The following is a 16,631-nucleotide window of genomic DNA, read 5'->3' on the forward strand; positions in this document are numbered from 1 at the left end:
ATATACTACCACTTACATCTCCAAAATTTTGAGTTTGGGTTAATGTGGGCAAAGTAATAAAATCGTTGAAAAATCGGTAATAGAGAACATTTACAAAGAGTAACAAAGATAAAAATAGATACATGGAAATTAAGATTAAGTACTTCTTTTTAGCTTTAAATAACATTGAAATACCTAAAAAGAATAATGCTGAACCGAGTGGATTTAATAGTAATAAAAATTGCTGCATTAAGTTGGAAATTCCTAAGTCAAACTGAGTGAACTGGACCAGATACGTTTTTATCCAAAGAAAGAAAACTGATAAGAGATAGAAAAATAAAAAACTTATCTCTACTCTTGTTTCTTTTATAGAGGAGACCCTCATTTTTACACCACCTAATTTAAGAAATATTAATATTAAAAAATGTTTCAAGTAATTATAAGCTTTATCTAAACATGCTTACATGAACATATATAATTATAGAGTATAGAAACAAAAAATTATAGTAATAACCAAACTGTTATGGAATAAATTTCCTTCAATATTTTGTCACATTCCTATGATTTTTATTGTGTTAACATTATGAGAGTAGTGTAATCTAACTTAAAAGGTATAGTTAACACTAAAATGAATAATTGCGCATATGTTTTTATTTAAATATGCTTAAATGTTCATGTATGCATTATTCAGAAAGGAGAAATCAACTTTAATTTTACAAGGAAAGGAAAATAAATATGAAATTAAAAAAAATCTTATATTTTGCAACCTTACTTAGTCTTGTTGTTTTAACGGCATGTGAGCCCTTAATGGTTTTAGATCCAAAGGGACCGCAAGGTCGAATAACTGCAGATGTCATTAAAATTTCCATTTGGACAATGGCAATCGTAGTTATAGTAGTTTTGTCTTTATATTTTTATATGCTTTGGAAATATAAAGCTTCTAAACAATCCAAGGACTATGAACCACCTCATATCGAGGGAAGTATTAAATTAGAAATTATATGGACTGCTATTCCCATTCTGATAGTGGCATTCCTATCTTTTATAACCATTAAGTCAACCTATGAGGTAGAAAATGTACCTAAAGGATACAAGGAAGAGCCGTTAGTAATTTACGCTTCATCTTCCAACTGGAAGTGGCATTTTAGTTATCCAGAAGAAAATATAGAAACCGTTAATTATTTGTTCATTCCTACAGATCGCCCGATTCAGTTTAAGTTATATTCTTATGGCCCGATATCAAGCTTTTGGATACCGCAGCTAGGTGGGCAAAAGTACGCAATGGCAGATATGCTAAACACATTAAATTTAGCAGCCGATGTTCCTGGAGAATATATGGGACGTAACGCAAATTTTACTGGTGAAGGATTTGCTCAACAAACCTTTAATGTTCAAGCAATGTCAAAGGAAGAATATGAAAAGTGGATATCAGAAGTAAAGGATACTGCTGACACGCTAACAGAAGATAAATTTGAGGAGCTTTTAAATCCTGGACACTTAGGTCAGTTGACTTTCAATGGTACTCATTTAGGCTTTTCACCACCACCTCATGATATGAAAAAATCTACTAGCGAAGAGAAAAACGAAGACACAGAAAATACAAAAGATATGGACATGGAGGATATGGATATGGAAGGAATGGACCATTAATTATATATTCTTCAAATAAAATTATTTTTTCTTGAAAGGAGTACTATTACATGGATTTTTTTGATAGGTTTGCTGTTCCCAATCCTGGGCCAACAATCTATGCTTCAATGGTTGCTATAGTCCTTACCATGATAGGCATCCTAGTATTTATTACGTATACAAAGAAATGGGGATATCTATGGAGAGAGTGGCTTACAACTGTAGACCATAAAAGAATAGGGATTATGTATTTAATCTCCGCATTACTAATGCTCTTCCGTGGTGGAGCAGATGCCATTATGATGCGGGCACAAACAGCTGTTCCTGATAATAATTTATTGAATGCTCAGGAATATAATGAAGTATTTACTACACACGGTGTAGTTATGATTATATTTATGGCGATGGCTTTTATAATGGCACTTATGAACTTTGTTGTACCATTACAAATTGGCGCAAGAGATGTAGCCTTTCCTAGGCTCAATGCCGTTAGTTTCTGGTTATATTTCTTTGGAGCTATGTTATTTAACATATCTTTCGTTGTAGGGGGGTCTCCAGATGCAGGATGGTCTTCTTATTTTCCACTAGCGGGTACAGATTTTAGTAAGTCAGTAGGTACCAATTATTACATGATTGCTTTACAAATTTCTGGGATTGGTACATTGATAACAGGTATTAACTTTGTTACTACTATACTAAAAATGAGAGCTCCAGGAATGACTCTTATGAAAATGCCGATGTTTACTTGGTCAGCATTGATTACAAACTTAATTATTGTTTTTGCCTTTCCCATTTTAACAATAGCGTTAATTATGGGGACAATGGATAGACTTTTTGGTACTAACTTCTTCACAACCACTGATGGTGGGATGGATATGCTTTGGGCAAACCTATTCTGGGTTTGGGGACATCCTGAAGTATATATCCTCATATTACCAGCGTTCGGAATATACAGTGAAATAATACCAACATTCGCAAGAAGAAATCTATATGGTTATAAGTCAATGGTAATTTCCATAGTGGCTATATCTGTTCTGTCCTTTTTAGTTTGGGTTCATCACTTCTTCACTATGGGACAAGGCGCTTTGGTTAATAGTATTTTCTCTATCACAACTATGGCTATTGCTGTACCAACCGGTATCAAAATATTTAACTGGCTGTTTACGCTTAGAAAAGGGAAAATTGAATTTACAGTTCCTATGCTTTATTCTTTAGGATTTATTCCTATTTTCACAATTGGTGGGGTAACAGGAGTAATGCTTGGAATGGCCAGTGCTGACTATCAATACCACAATACCATGTTTTTAGTAGCTCACTTTCACTTAGTTATAATTCCTGGGGTTGTATTCGCAATGCTTGCTGGTCTTACTTATTGGTGGCCAAAGATGTTTGGATACATGCTAAACGAGAGAATTGGAAAATGGGCGTTCTGGTTTATTTCGATAAGTGTTTGTGTAGCCTTTTTCCCAATGTTCATATCAGGTTTAGATGGACAAGCTAGAAGAATGTACACTTACTCTGAGTCAACTGGTTTCGGTATCTGGAATATGATTTCCTTTATAGGAGCTCTAGGTCTTTTAGTAGGATTTGTTTTAATAGTTTACAATATTTTATACAGTTACAAAAATTCACCAAGAAATATTTCGTCAGATCCATGGGACGCTCGCTCGTTAGAGTGGGCAACTAAATCACCTGTACCAGAGTATAATTTTGCAATCACTCCGACAGTTGATTCAACCGAGGCCTTCTGGGATTCCAAGAAAAAGGGATACAAACTATTTAGAGGTAATATTGAAAAGATTCACATGCCAAATAATAGTGGCATGCCATTTATTTTTGGATTCCTATTTTTTATTTGGGGCTTTGCATTTGTATTCGCACTTTGGATACTTTTAATCCTAGCAACAGTAGCTATATTTATTTGTTTAGCATTGCGTTCCACTGAAAAAGACAATGGAAGGTATATCTCTAAGGAAACAGTAGAAAAAATTGAAGACTCGTTGGGAGGTCCAAAATAATGAAGATTGATAATTCATTGCCTCTTGAATATAGTACCCAACAAAATCGCTTAAACATTCTTGGTTTTTGGATATTCCTTGGTGCAGAAATAGCACTATTTGGAACGCTTTTTGCCTCGTATTTTACACTTGTAGATCGGACAGGAAGCGGGCCAACTGGTGCAGAAATATTTGAAATTACACCTGTTGTTATTGAGACAATATTGTTATTAGGAAGTAGTTTTACAATAGGATTAGCTATAAATGCGATGAGACTGAAGAAACAAAAAGCTATGCTTGCATTTTTTGCGGCAACTCTTGTACTTGGTTTAGCATTTTTAGGAGTGGAAATTTACGATTTTGTTGTCTACATTCATGAGGGAGCAACTTTACAAACTAGTGGCTTTACTGCAATCCTATTCACTCTTTTAGGAACGCATGGAGCTCACGTAGCGTTCGGTATTTTATGGGGTACATTAATCATACTACAAATAAAAAGAGATGGGATAAATGAAAGGACAGCCAATAAAGCATTTATTTTCTCTCTTTACTGGCACTTTATAGATGTTGTCTGGATATTCCTTTATAGTTTTGTATTCTTGAAAGGGATGATGTAAATATGAGTGAATTATTTCCTAAAAAACATGTTATGGGCTTTCTCTCTTCTTTAATACTTACCGCCATAGCATTGACTGTTTATTTTTTTGACCTTTCATTTGCTATGGGTTCTACCATACTGTTAATAACAGCTTTTATTCAGGCTTTGGTACAACTAGTAATTTTCATGCATGCAGGTGAATCAAAAGACAAAAAAGTCATATACACTAGTATATATTATGGTCTATTTATTGCGATTGTAACTGTTTTCGGAACACTGCTCGCTTTAATATGGGGATATTATTAAAAAAGAGTACTACTTTACTCTAACCCGTTCCATTTTATAAAATTTAACAACTTTTAGATCAATAATGATAAAAATACAAAAGGCATGGTTAATACCATGCCTTTTGTGTTTTAATTAAAAAATAATTATCTTTTACTTTATTGAACAAATATAATTATTGTTCATGTGTCCAAGTAACTGATTGACCAGTTTTAGGACATGATGGAAACTTGTCTCCTTGCTGTAGCACCACATGTTCGCCATCCGCATCTATATAATGTCCAGACTCCATAACAGTATCTCCTGTTTGATGAGTGTGACTAGCATGTGTCCAAGTTGTTTCCTTTCCTGTATTGGGGCAATTCGGAAAAGTATCTCCTTGAATTAGTTCCTGTTTTGCTCCGCCTGCATCTATATACTGGCCAGATTCTTTTACAGTTTCCCCTGAGTGATGATGATCAGTAAAGTGACTCATAATTCATACCTCCATTTTTAAAATTCACTACAGACGTTATTTTTTTCTGTTAGGTATTAAAATATACATTCAAAGATTTCATTTACCATGTAACTCTAGAGTTTTTGAGTTATAGTTTGAAAAATTTGGTACAATTTTTTTAATTTTTAATTTTTAATTTTGCTGTTAATTATATACTCCGCCTTTTTAATGTGAATATAATTTAGTTTTAATCACTAGTGTTGCGTAAATAGTGTCATAATTTTCAGTTTAATTGTTTACTCTACTTAGAGCCAAAAAAGTAATTACCTTTCTAAAGGCGGCTCCTGTCCATTTGGAAATTTATTTACAATTAGACCTGTGCAACGACAACAATTTGTTGATTAAGGAATGGCTTTTCCTTCAATTTTGCGAAGCCAGACATGTGCTGGTTTCCACAATGCTGCCCTTAAATAACGGCTAATTTGCAAGGTTTTCCGCTTACTTTTTGTTTCGAGTTGTACCAGAACATGAAGACAAAAAACAATAAGTGCGATAAACACTTGATTTTGAATCGCCCATTCACTTTGACCGTAGAATTTCTTGATATTGAGATGTTGTTTAATCCATTTAAAAAACAGCTCAATTGCCCATCGTGATTTATACATTTCCGATATTTCTTCGGCGCTTAAGTCAAAACGATTTGTGATTAAATGAAGTTCATTACCTTTTGAATCTATTATTTTTAGAAGTCGAAAATAGTTTTCAGCTCGGTTTTGAGTTGTACCAATCAACACCATTTGATCCGACAAAACAGATGAATCCTTGGGTAGTTTAAAATCATAAACCTCCCGTACGACTGCGTTTTTTCGTAGCCTAGAAAGAAAAAAGTAGCCTTCATCGGTCATGCGATCAAAACGCTCGTAGTCTAGATAACCTCGGTCAAACACATACATGCATTCTTTATCGTCAACCATAATCTCAAGTTGACCACGATCGTGTTCGCTTGCCGTTGTCATCACGGCTTTTTCGGGATAGGATTCTCCCTTTTCCATAAATACAAGGCGTAAGTGTAACTTTACGCCTGCCTTAGTTTTGCGGAACTTCGCCCATTTATGATTGGTCAAATTTAGTGGCAAAGTACTTGAATCAATAATTTTTAACGGCATGACAAGTTTTGTGTAGTGTGTTTTGGCGTGAATTTGTCCGACTAAATCAAGGAAAAGTCTTTGAAACAAATCTGGATTTAGACCATTTAAACGGCGCGAGAGCTGAGAAATGCTTATAGAATCAAGGTCGATTTCCTTTTGAAGATGATCATCAAAAAGGCAATCACTTAACGCATGAAGACTTTCAACTTCTTCTAATTGTGCAAAAAGTAATAGTTTTAGGAATGATTCTGTCGTTAACTTTTTCGTATAGCAATCTAATTTCAATGTTTTCACCTGTTCTTCAAATAATTGAAGATTAATTGGCGAAAACCATTGTCCAAATGAAGTTTTTCGTGTAATCTTGTCCATGAGATTGGTCCTTTTTTAGTGGATTTGGACGGGTTACCACCTGACTTATCCATTATAAAGGACTTTTTCTATGCATAAAATAATAAAAGTGAACATTTCGAGTATTTTTAATAGTGAAATTAAATTAATGCAACACTAGTGAGTTTTAATGTAATTATAATTGTTACTAAAGGGAGTTAATCTATACTATAGTTGGTTAATAACATTTAGAGCATCTAAAGAAGGGTGTTTGAAAAAATATGCTATAATAGTAAGAAATTATTACCAAGGAGTAAGAATTTATGGAACATTTAGGTGAAGATAAAGATTATAATGGTTCTACAACGGATTACTATAATAATAAATTAGATGAAGAAACTCTTTTTATCGTTTCTCAAACTTTCAAGGCTCTTTCTGAACCAACAAGGATTAAGATATTACATCTACTTTCAGATAAACCACACTCAGTAAACGAAATTGCTGAAAAGTTACAAATGCTGCAATCTACAGTTTCACATCAATTAAGTTTTTTGAAAAATCTTCGCCTTGTAAAATATAGAAGAGAAGGAACGACCATTATTTATTCATGTGATGATGAACATGTTATGAGTGTTTTAAATCAAATGATAGATCATGCCCAACATTAACAATTCCATAAAGGAATGTGTTATTCAATTTGAAGGATGGGGATTTTTCCTTCCCCATCTTCATCTAAGGATAAAATATAAATTGATATTGACACAAATGCAATTGTGTACATATAATTTATATATGATTATATGTATATCTGTTCATATATTTACAATTCGGAAATTGGGGTATATCTATATAGGAGGGGTACATCTATGGGAGAAGGAAAACATCAATTAAAAAGGGAATTTACCTTAGAAGGTTTAGATTGTGCAAATTGTGCCATGAAGATTGAGAGAGGTGTTTCTTCTATAAACGGGGTTAAAGAATGTAATGTTAATTTTGCAACCCAGACTATATCTTTGCAATACGATAAAGAGCAAGAGGTAGAGATATTAACGAAAGCAGAAAAAACAATTACTCGTCTAGAACCCCATGTTAAACTTTTAGAGAAACAAAAAAGGCAGAAGAAAAAAGCTCAATCACACTCAGGTGAACATACCCATGAACATGTCCATGATCATAATCATAATCATGATCACGACCACGGGCACTCACATGCTCATGGGCATACCCATGAACATGGAAGTAATGATCTAAAGAAAATGATTAGCAGGTTAATTATAGGAGGCATTATTTTTGGATTGGGTATCTTTGCTCCATTAAGCGGGACTTTAGAATTGGTAACATTCTTAATTGCTTATCTAATAGTGGGTGGAGATATTGTTCTTCGAGCTATAAAGAATATAACTAGAGGACAGGTGTTTGATGAACACTTTTTAATGGCTTTAGCAACTATTGGAGCTTTTGCGATTCAAGAGTATCCAGAAGGTGTAGCAGTAATGTTATTTTATCAAGTTGGTGAGTTATTCCAAAGTATCGCTGTTAATCGTTCTAGGAAATCAATTAGCAGTTTAATGGAGATTCGTCCTGACTATGCAAATATTAAAATAGGTTCAGAAATAAAAAAAGTCGACCCTGAGGAAGTTTCTATTGGGGACATTATTGTAATAAAACCTGGCGAAAGAGTGCCCTTAGATGGCGTGGTCTTAGAGGGTACATCTAGTGTCGATACGTCAGCGTTAACAGGGGAGTCAGTCCCTAGAGATATTGAAAGTGGTAATGATGTACTAAGCGGATTCATTAATAAAAATGGATTTTTAACTGTAAAAGTTACAAAAGAGTTTAGTGAATCCACCGTTTCTAAAATCTTAGAGTTAGTACAAAATGCAAGCAGTCGTAAAGCTCCAACAGAGAACTTTATTACGAAATTCGCTAGGTACTATACTCCGGTGGTTGTAATAATAGCTGTTTTATTAGCTGTAGTACCTCCGATATTAATGCCTAGTGCTACATTTTCCGAGTGGTTATATAGAGCGTTAATCTTTTTAGTTATTTCTTGTCCTTGTGCTTTAGTTGTCTCTATACCTTTAGGTTTCTTTGGCGGAATAGGCGCAGCTTCAAAAAAGGGTATCTTAGTAAAAGGAAGTAACTATTTAGAGGCTTTAAATGATGTGAAGTATGTGGTATTTGATAAGACTGGTACTTTAACTAAAGGTGTATTTGAGGTTGTTTCTATTCATCCGGCTAACGGGTTTACAGAAGCTGAAATAATAAAATATGCTGCTTACGCAGAAGCATATTCTAATCATCCAATAGCAGAATCCATTAAAAAGGCTTATGGGAAAGAAATACAGGATGACAGTATTAAAAGTTATAATGAAATACCAGGCCATGGAATTTCAGTCATAATGGACGGTAAAGAAATATTAGCTGGAAACCATAAACTAATGATGAAAGAGAATATAAAGTATCACAACTATAGTGAAATTGGTACGATTGTCTATGTAGCTTATGATAAGAATTTTATCGGATCTATTGTCATTTCGGATAAGATTAAAGAAGATTCTCCTGAGGCAATTCAATCATTAAAACAACAAGGGATTAAAAAGACAGTAATGCTAACTGGAGATGCAAAATCAGTTGGCGAGCAAGTTGGAAATATCCTTGGAATCGATGAGGTACATTCAGAACTTCTTCCTCAAAATAAAGTGGAAGAGATTGAAAAATTAGATGCTGCCAAGAATTCTAAAGATAAGATTTTGTTTGTTGGTGATGGGATAAACGATACACCTGTATTAGCTAGAGCAGATGTTGGTATGGCAATGGGTGGATTAGGATCAGATGCAGCAATTGAAGCTGCAGACATTGTAATAATGACTGATGAACCATCTAAAATAGCAACAGCAATAAAACTTGCTAAGCGGACTAGAAGTATTGTTTGGCAAAATATCATATTCGCACTAGGAGTAAAAGCGATCTTCTTATTACTTGGAGCTTTTGGAATTGCTACGATGTGGGAAGCAGTATTTTCAGATGTAGGTGTTACCTTACTTGCTGTTCTGAATGCAATGAGAATATTAAGAGTAAAAAACATTTAATCATTTGGCCTTTAGCCATGGATTATACAGAAGCGGATGTTGTAGTAAAGATTCTACTAAGGATGCAGCGAAAGTAGTAAGTGATTGTTGTCTCCGAAGTCTGAAGAAAAGGCTAGCTCATAAGTGATACAGGGCCAGCTTTAACCGTTATTTTAAATGCATTATGTTACTACGAATGAAAAGTAAAACTGTAAAACGAGATGTCTAATAACGACATCTCGTTTTTTGTGTTAATACTCTGACGTAATAATAGGGGTACCAATCGTTACTTTTACCTGATCCGCCGATTCATTAGTCAATCTGTATGCGATATGAAGGTTCATATATTGATTATCACCAAGAGGAAGTTTAGTTTCCAAACGTTTTGTATATGCAGATAGCGAAATAAAATTATCTTCATTAAGACTTTGTAATTCTTCTCCCGAAAAACTAACCAATAATTCGGATGCTTCTGTATACAAAGGTTGTTCTATATCTGTAGTTCCTTGAACCGTATAAAATGTAGAATAGTTCTCTATTTTTTGTTTATACATATTGAAAATTCTTGGCCATTTGCTTTCATTCCAATCACCTTTTACATCATAAGTAATACTTAAATTATATTTACCTTTTTGAGAATAAATAATGATTAAGATTTTCTCTTCCATTTCTAAATTGGAAGACTTTTTATTCCCTTCAATTTTATAATGATCTTTCTCAGCTTGTTTTTTAGACCAAGTATAATCTTTTTCCGTTCTCATGAAAGTGGAAATTGCTTGATCAAGATCTCTCATTTTAGTAAATTGTCCAATTGGTTCTTTTATATACATACTCCATGTAGTTACCTTTATATTGTTTTTATTAGCTATTTTTGTAATCTGACTTAACTCATTATCTGCATAAAAAGCTTTAGTTTCCTTGGTTGTAATAGTTACTAGTAGTAAAAGACATAATAAAATTAATATGGATTTTTTCATTTTTTTCAACTCCCCTTATAAAAAAGAATAGCCAACTAAAAGACAATTTATACTAGATTACTATTTTTAAAATTGAATAGTTAGGATTATTATCCATTTATAAATATTTTGATTAGTTGGCTTCTCATTTTGTTTGTTCTTTATTCAAATATTGACTTGAATAAAAAGATGAGTAAGGGGTATACTATATTCAAATGTATATTTGAATGAACGAGTATAGGGGGAAAGAAATGATTAAAAAGGATATATGTGAAATTTATTGTTATGACGAAGAAAAAGTCAATCGAATACAAGGAGATTTGAACAAGGTTGATTTCTCTAGTTTGTCCCAATTGTTAAAATCCATTGCTGATGAAAATAGAGCAAAGATTACCTATGCCTTGTGCCAAGATGAAGAATTATGCGTTTGTGATGTGGCTAATATTATTGGTGCAAGCGTTGCTAATGCTTCTCATCATTTAAGAACTCTTCATAAGCAAGGTATTGTTAACTATAGGAAGGAAGGGAAATTAGCGTTTTACTCCTTAGGTAATGAACATATTCGGCAAATAATGATGATTGCTCTAACTAATATTAATGAGGTGAAAGTAAATGTCTGATCAGCAAGGAAAACTATCCGAACAAGAAATGAAAGCATATCGTGTTCAAGGATTCACTTGTACGAACTGTGCAGCCAAATTTGAAAACAATGTTAAAAATCTTTCTGGAGTACAGGATGCAAAAGTAAATTTTGGAGCATCTAAGGTTTATGTTCAAGGAAACACAACCATTGAAGAATTAGAAAAAGCCGGAGCTTTTGAGAATCTAAAAATTCGTGATGAAAAAGAACAACAAGTGGAACGAGAACCCTTTTGGAAACAAAAAGAAAACATTAAAGTGTATATTTCCGCCATATTACTAGTTATAAGTTGGTTTATAGGAGAGCAATTTGGAGAAGAACATATTCTTACGAATATTGGCTATGCAGCATCTATTGTTATTGGAGGATATTCTTTATTCTTAAAAGGGCTAAAAAATCTTGTTCGGCTAAATTTTGATATGAATACACTGATGACCATTGCGATAATAGGTGCTGCTATTATTGGTGAATGGGGTGAAGGCGCAACAGTTGTTATTTTATTTGCAATTAGTGAAGCATTAGAGCGCTATTCAATGGATAAAGCACGTCAATCTATTGAATCACTAATGGATATCGCTCCAAAAGAAGCGTTAATTCGTCGTGGAAATGAAGAGATGATAATTCATGTAAATGATATACAAGTTGGAGACATCATGATTGTTAAGCCTGGACAAAAACTAGCGATGGATGGGACAGTTGTCAAAGGAACATCTACACTGAATCAGGCAGCCATTACAGGTGAAAGTGTTCCTGTGACAAAAACTATTGACGATGAGGTTTTTGCAGGAACATTAAATGAAGAAGGACTACTTGAAGTAAGAGTAACGAAACGAGTAGAAGACACGACATTATCTAAAATTATTCACCTTGTTGAAGAAGCACAAGCTGAACGAGCACCTTCTCAAGCGTTTGTTGATAAATTTGCCAAATACTATACACCTGCAATTGTTATTCTGGCAGTTTTAATAGCAGTAATTCCTCCGTTGTTTGGTGGTGATTGGAGTGAATGGATTTATCAAGGTTTGGCTGTACTAGTTGTCGGTTGTCCTTGTGCATTAGTTGTTTCTACTCCTGTTTCCATCGTAACTGCTATAGGGAATGCTGCAAAAAATGGCGTTCTAATAAAAGGTGGAATTCATTTAGAAGAAACAGGACACTTAAAAGCAATTGCATTTGATAAAACAGGAACTTTAACTAAAGGTGTTCCAGCTGTTACGGATTTAGTTACTTTTAACGGAAATAAAGAACAATTATTAAAAGTTACAGCAGCTATTGAAAAAGGTTCACAGCATCCCCTTGCTTCCGCCATTTTAAGAAAAGCAGAAGAAACAGGATTGAATATAAATGAAGTGATTGTAGAAGATTTTCAATCCATTACAGGTAAGGGTGTAAAAGCAAGAGTTAGTAATGAAATGTACTATGTTGGAAGCCCTAACCTATTCCAAGAATTACATGGCAAGATTGAAAGTTCCACTGAAGAACATATTACCCGTATGCAAACTGAGGGTAAAACTGTTATGGTTCTAGGAACAAATCAAGAGATCCTTTCATTAATTGCTGTAGCTGATGAAATTAGAGAATCTTCCAGAGAAGTAATAGACAAGTTAAACAAATACGGAATTGAAACAGTTATGCTAACTGGTGATAATGAAAGGACTGCGTTAGCCATTGGAAAACAAGTTGGTGTTTCGGATATTAAAGCTGATTTGCTTCCAGAGGATAAACTAAATTATATTAAAGAACTTCGTGGCAAACATCAAAGTGTTGCAATGGTTGGAGACGGTGTAAACGATGCGCCAGCACTAGCAGCTTCAACAGTAGGTGTGGCTATGGGAGGTGCTGGAACTGATACAGCACTAGAAACAGCAGATATTGCTCTAATGTCTGATGATTTAAGTAAATTACCGTATACGATTAAATTAAGCCGCAAAGCTTTAACCATTATCAAGCAAAACATTACTTTCTCTTTGGCTATAAAATTATTAGCTTTAGTCTTAGTAATTCCTGGCTGGTTAACATTATGGATAGCCATATTTGCTGATATGGGAGCAACCCTTTTGGTAACATTAAATAGTTTAAGGTTATTAAAGGTAAAGAATTAATAACTTTATTAGGTGGCATTCCTGTTTTTAGCAGGAATGCCTTTTTTTAACAAGGAACAAATCAAAAATATAAGCAAGGGTAGATACAGAGAAGCCCTTTATCATCTTCAATAGAATAAAAAACAAATATCCTAGGTCAGTTTTCTAAAAATGATGTATATGTTAGAAAACAAAGGAATTTCATAAAATATTTTATGAAGTCCAAACGGGGTTGCATTCCAATAATAAATAATAAAGTACCTAGTGAATAAGTTTGTGAAAAATAACACTTAAACAATAGGGGGCGTTAGTTAATTAAAAATCAAACAACTTTATTATCAAATTCGAAGATAAGAATAATTATAGTGATACAAAATTAACAACTTTAAATAATCCATCCTACAATATATCGTAGGATGGTTCTTGTTTTTATGTCAAAAAAACGTATTTATTATCTCTATACAATTGGAGAAAAAGAAAATGAAAAATTCATTGTCAAAATTATCATTTCAACCTCACTTTTCTTAATAAAATTAAGAAAAAATAAAGGATGATAATTTTGCTAATAAAAAAATCTAAAAATAATAAACACTCTCTTGTTTACAAAACATCTACCTTTTATACTGAGAAGCATCTAGTTAAACTCACTTATATAAATAAAATCACCTTTAATGCTGCTAATGGAAAAAAACAATTGAAGTTTTATGGTCAAATATAAAAGAACTGCCGTTATCAAAAAATATCTCATAGGTTATCAAATAGAAGACTGAAAGAAAAATTTAAAGTTATTTCAAAAAAGTCGGGTAGAAATTTTTAATTGCGTTTAGTTATAAAAAGGGAACAAGAAAAAATATAAAGAGAAAAATAGTAGGGATAGTAGTTATATTTATAAACGCGCAGCCTGAAGGTAGCGCGTTATTTTTTTAAAGGCTGATTTCGTATTATTAATAATATAATAATAAGTAGTAGTTATCGTACTTGACGATAAGTTACTACTCGTTTGTTTTCCGTATTCTACTTTGCTACACTTAACCTAAAAAGCAGGTGATAGCATGTGTGGTCGCTTTACTTTATTTACCGACTTTGGAACAATTATTGACCGCTTTAATATCGACTCAGCAATTGAAGAATCCCATTATAACCCAAACTATAATGTAGCTCCCTCTCAATCCGTACTTTCTGTGATCAATGATGGTGAAAAGAATCGTCTTGGATATTTACGTTGGGGATTAATTCCTCCCTGGTCTAAAGATATGAAAATCGGTTATAAAATGATTAACGCTCGTTCAGAAACAATTGCCGAAAAGCCAAGTTTTCGTAATGCCTATAAAAAGAAACGCTGTTTGATCCTTGCTGATTCTTTCTATGAATGGAAACGTACAAATGAACGTAAAATTCCTATGCGTATAAAACTTAAAAATAATCAACCATTTGGTATGGCTGGCTTCTGGGAATCTTGGAAATCCCCAGAAGGAGAAATGGTATACTCATGTTCTGTAATTACCACTCAACCAAATAAGCTAATGACTGAAATACATGATAGAATGCCAGTCATATTAAAACCTGAAGATGAACAATTCTGGCTAAATCCAACAAATACCGATACTAACTCGTTAAGTAAATTACTTGTTCCCTTTGACTTTGAACAAATGGATGCTTTTGAAGTTTCAAATGATGTTAATTCTCCAAAAAACAATTCACCTAACTTAATTCAGCAAATTTGTTAAAAAACAACAAATACTTATAGTGTTGTGTGAAAGCATTTATTGACGACAGTGAATTTGTGTTCAAGTTTAAATCTAATTCGAATAAAACGATTCTAGAGTCGAATTTTAAAATAGATGCTGCTGGAAAGTTAGTTATGAATTATGTATCTGGAAATTATAGAAATCTATGACTGTGATGTATCTTCAAGTATAAAAGTATATTTCATTTTTTTTTGTAAACAGACTGTCCTGCTCGAATAACTGACGATATCTTTTGAAACTATTGAAAATAATAGGATAAAAAGTTAAAATTAAATCAGATTATTTTTCTATTTTGGATTTTTCTTTTACTTAGTAAATGTAGAGCCTTTGGGTTCAGTTTTAATAGCAGCTGTGCTATTAACTGTCCTGAAGGCTTTTTTTTATGAAAAAAGTAAACGACAAAAAAGAAAATTAATAGAAATGAAACAAAATACTCACTAGGAGGGAAAGGTTTTGACGACGACTAAATTATTTGATTCTAATGTCTGTAGGAGGATTACATATGTATAAAATCACATGCTTTTGTCCTCTAGAACCTACAAAGTTAGAAAGCTTATTAAAGGGTATAGGATTTTCAAGTAAAAAAAGATGGATTGGAATGGTATTTTGAAGATATAGTTTTTCGTATTGAACCATTTAAAGGACATTCTAATCAAAGAGAAAAGGGATATAGAGTGTATTTTAATGGTAATAATACTATGAGCTTTGCTTATATGTTTGACCTTTCATTAGGAACTTTAAATACTACAATTACCTGTATTGAGTATATGTTAAGTGAGGAAGGGAAAAACTCTAATGATTGGCTATCACTTTTAGATAATAATCCATCTATAATTACTATTGACACAAGGGGTTTCTATCAAAAAAACAGTATAAATATAATTGTTACTAATAATACTGTAGTGTTCCAATTGAGAAGTAAAAAGAATACAAGCTTAAAATTAATAAGCGGGTTAAAAAGGATCGAAGAATTGGTTGAATATATTATTCCAACCACTTACGATCTTTTTTCATTTGAGGAGGAATTAGCATAATGGTTGATTTTTATACTAGTAAACATTTCTATCAAATTCGTGAAAATATATTATTGATTGACGGAAAAATAGAAGAAAAGGGCAATATTTCTGTATATCATCTTATAAAAGATGAACCCGCTTTTATTAAAATATCTCAAAAAGGCAATATACCAAAAATAATAAAAACAGAAGATGTATTATTCGTTGATAATTCATCAGAAATTTATCATGGCCAAAAAACAATTAAGAAACATTTTCTCGTGTCGGTTCTACTTAAATTTAATGAGTAAGAAAGATATATAACTACAGATATTTTGGCTGCTAACGAGGACCATGCAAAGAGAATTATCAAGGTAAACTATAGTATGTTTCATATTTTAAATATAAATGTTAAGAATGTGAACATTGTTAGGTTATTCAATAATATCCAATAAGGAAAAGGGAGAAACCACTATTACTATTATCACTAGTAGTGGTTTCTTAATGAAAAAGATTTAATTGACATACTTAATAAACGTGGATGGGATTATATAATCGAAAAAAAAGGAAACATTAGATTTATTTTAGAGAATCAAGAAATTATATGTTCTAAAGTGGACACAGAAGGCATTAAAAAAATCATACTTGATATTATAAACTGGTAAACTAGCAGGATTGCATTAGAGGGGAGAAAATCCTTTTAGAACAATTATTATAGATTTTAGATAAGAAACCTTTCTC

General features: G+C 32.7%; 14 protein-coding genes and 1 pseudogene. 11 read left to right on the plus strand and 4 right to left on the minus strand.

What is annotated here, in order from left to right; all coding sequences use genetic code 11:
* Positions 1–364: pseudogene (locus ACWNMZ_RS17695) on the minus strand (glycerol phosphate lipoteichoic acid synthase); the annotation flags it as partial.
* A 350-nt stretch (positions 365–714) separates the two neighbouring features.
* Here ACWNMZ_RS17695 and qoxA point away from each other — a divergent pair.
* Genes qoxA through qoxD form a run of 4 tightly spaced genes read left to right on the plus strand, consistent with a single transcriptional unit; the run spans position 715 to position 4,509 of the window.
* Entirely contained in the window at positions 715–1,629 is a 915-nt protein-coding gene (qoxA, locus tag ACWNMZ_RS17700) for a cytochrome aa3 quinol oxidase subunit II (protein WP_152112368.1), read from the plus strand.
* Positions 1,630–1,679: 50 nt separating this feature from the next.
* Entirely contained in the window at positions 1,680–3,626 is a 1,947-nt protein-coding gene (gene qoxB, locus ACWNMZ_RS17705; RefSeq protein ID WP_016205117.1) for a cytochrome aa3 quinol oxidase subunit I, read from the plus strand.
* Complete coding sequence (qoxC, locus tag ACWNMZ_RS17710; RefSeq protein ID WP_016205116.1) at positions 3,626–4,222, plus strand: cytochrome aa3 quinol oxidase subunit III; 597 nt, start codon at positions 3,626–3,628, stop codon at positions 4,220–4,222. The genes qoxB and qoxC overlap by 1 nt, the downstream gene beginning before the upstream one ends.
* Before the next feature lie 2 nt (positions 4,223–4,224).
* Positions 4,225–4,509, plus strand: a complete 285-nt coding sequence (gene qoxD, locus ACWNMZ_RS17715; RefSeq protein WP_016205115.1) for a cytochrome aa3 quinol oxidase subunit IV — start codon at positions 4,225–4,227, stop codon at positions 4,507–4,509.
* A gap of 154 nt (positions 4,510–4,663) precedes the next feature.
* On the opposite strand, the gene ACWNMZ_RS17720 is transcribed toward qoxD, so the two are convergent.
* Positions 4,664–4,963 carry a hypothetical protein gene (locus tag ACWNMZ_RS17720; RefSeq protein ID WP_016205114.1) on the minus strand — a complete coding sequence of 100 codons (300 nt, stop codon included), beginning with the start codon at positions 4,961–4,963 and terminating at the stop codon, positions 4,664–4,666.
* 362 nt (positions 4,964–5,325) lie between these two features.
* Positions 5,326–6,441: an IS4 family transposase gene (locus ACWNMZ_RS17725; protein WP_169188410.1), complete on the minus strand. Its 1,116-nt coding sequence runs from the start codon at positions 6,439–6,441 to the stop codon at positions 5,326–5,328.
* Between the two features lie 281 nt (positions 6,442–6,722).
* Here ACWNMZ_RS17725 and ACWNMZ_RS17730 point away from each other — a divergent pair, with 281 nt between their 5' ends.
* Both ACWNMZ_RS17730 and ACWNMZ_RS17735 read left to right on the plus strand, forming a co-directional pair.
* Positions 6,723–7,067, plus strand: coding sequence for an ArsR/SmtB family transcription factor (locus ACWNMZ_RS17730; protein WP_016205113.1), 345 nt, complete (start codon positions 6,723–6,725; stop codon positions 7,065–7,067).
* Between the two features lie 198 nt (positions 7,068–7,265).
* The gene (locus tag ACWNMZ_RS17735) at positions 7,266–9,491 is read left to right on the plus strand and encodes a heavy metal translocating P-type ATPase (protein WP_016205112.1); all 2,226 of its coding nucleotides are present in this window, start codon (positions 7,266–7,268) and stop codon (positions 9,489–9,491) included.
* A gap of 230 nt (positions 9,492–9,721) precedes the next feature.
* Here the strand turns inward: ACWNMZ_RS17735 and ACWNMZ_RS17740 are convergent, their stop codons facing one another.
* Complete coding sequence (locus ACWNMZ_RS17740; RefSeq protein ID WP_016205111.1) at positions 9,722–10,447, minus strand: YwmB family TATA-box binding protein; 726 nt, start codon at positions 10,445–10,447, stop codon at positions 9,722–9,724.
* A gap of 230 nt (positions 10,448–10,677) precedes the next feature.
* Between ACWNMZ_RS17740 and ACWNMZ_RS17745 the strand changes: the two genes are divergently transcribed.
* From ACWNMZ_RS17745 to ACWNMZ_RS17765, 5 genes are all read left to right on the plus strand, one after another.
* Complete coding sequence (locus ACWNMZ_RS17745) at positions 10,678–11,046, plus strand: ArsR/SmtB family transcription factor (protein WP_016205110.1); 369 nt, start codon at positions 10,678–10,680, stop codon at positions 11,044–11,046.
* Positions 11,039–13,168, plus strand: coding sequence for a heavy metal translocating P-type ATPase (locus ACWNMZ_RS17750; RefSeq protein ID WP_152112369.1), 2,130 nt, complete (start codon positions 11,039–11,041; stop codon positions 13,166–13,168). Before ACWNMZ_RS17745 ends, ACWNMZ_RS17750 begins: the two co-directional genes overlap by 8 nt.
* Positions 13,169–14,199: 1,031 nt before the next feature.
* The gene (locus ACWNMZ_RS17755) at positions 14,200–14,874 is read left to right on the plus strand and encodes an SOS response-associated peptidase (protein ID WP_152116568.1); all 675 of its coding nucleotides are present in this window, start codon (positions 14,200–14,202) and stop codon (positions 14,872–14,874) included.
* 614 nt (positions 14,875–15,488) lie between these two features.
* Complete coding sequence (locus tag ACWNMZ_RS17760; RefSeq protein ID WP_016205247.1) at positions 15,489–15,929, plus strand: hypothetical protein; 441 nt, start codon at positions 15,489–15,491, stop codon at positions 15,927–15,929.
* Positions 15,929–16,201 carry a hypothetical protein gene (locus ACWNMZ_RS17765; protein ID WP_016205246.1) on the plus strand — a complete coding sequence of 91 codons (273 nt, stop codon included), beginning with the start codon at positions 15,929–15,931 and terminating at the stop codon, positions 16,199–16,201. The genes ACWNMZ_RS17760 and ACWNMZ_RS17765 overlap by 1 nt, the downstream gene beginning before the upstream one ends.
* The last annotated feature ends 430 nt before the right edge of the window (positions 16,202–16,631 follow it).

It is taken from the genome of Niallia sp. Marseille-Q9988, assembly GCF_976954375.1.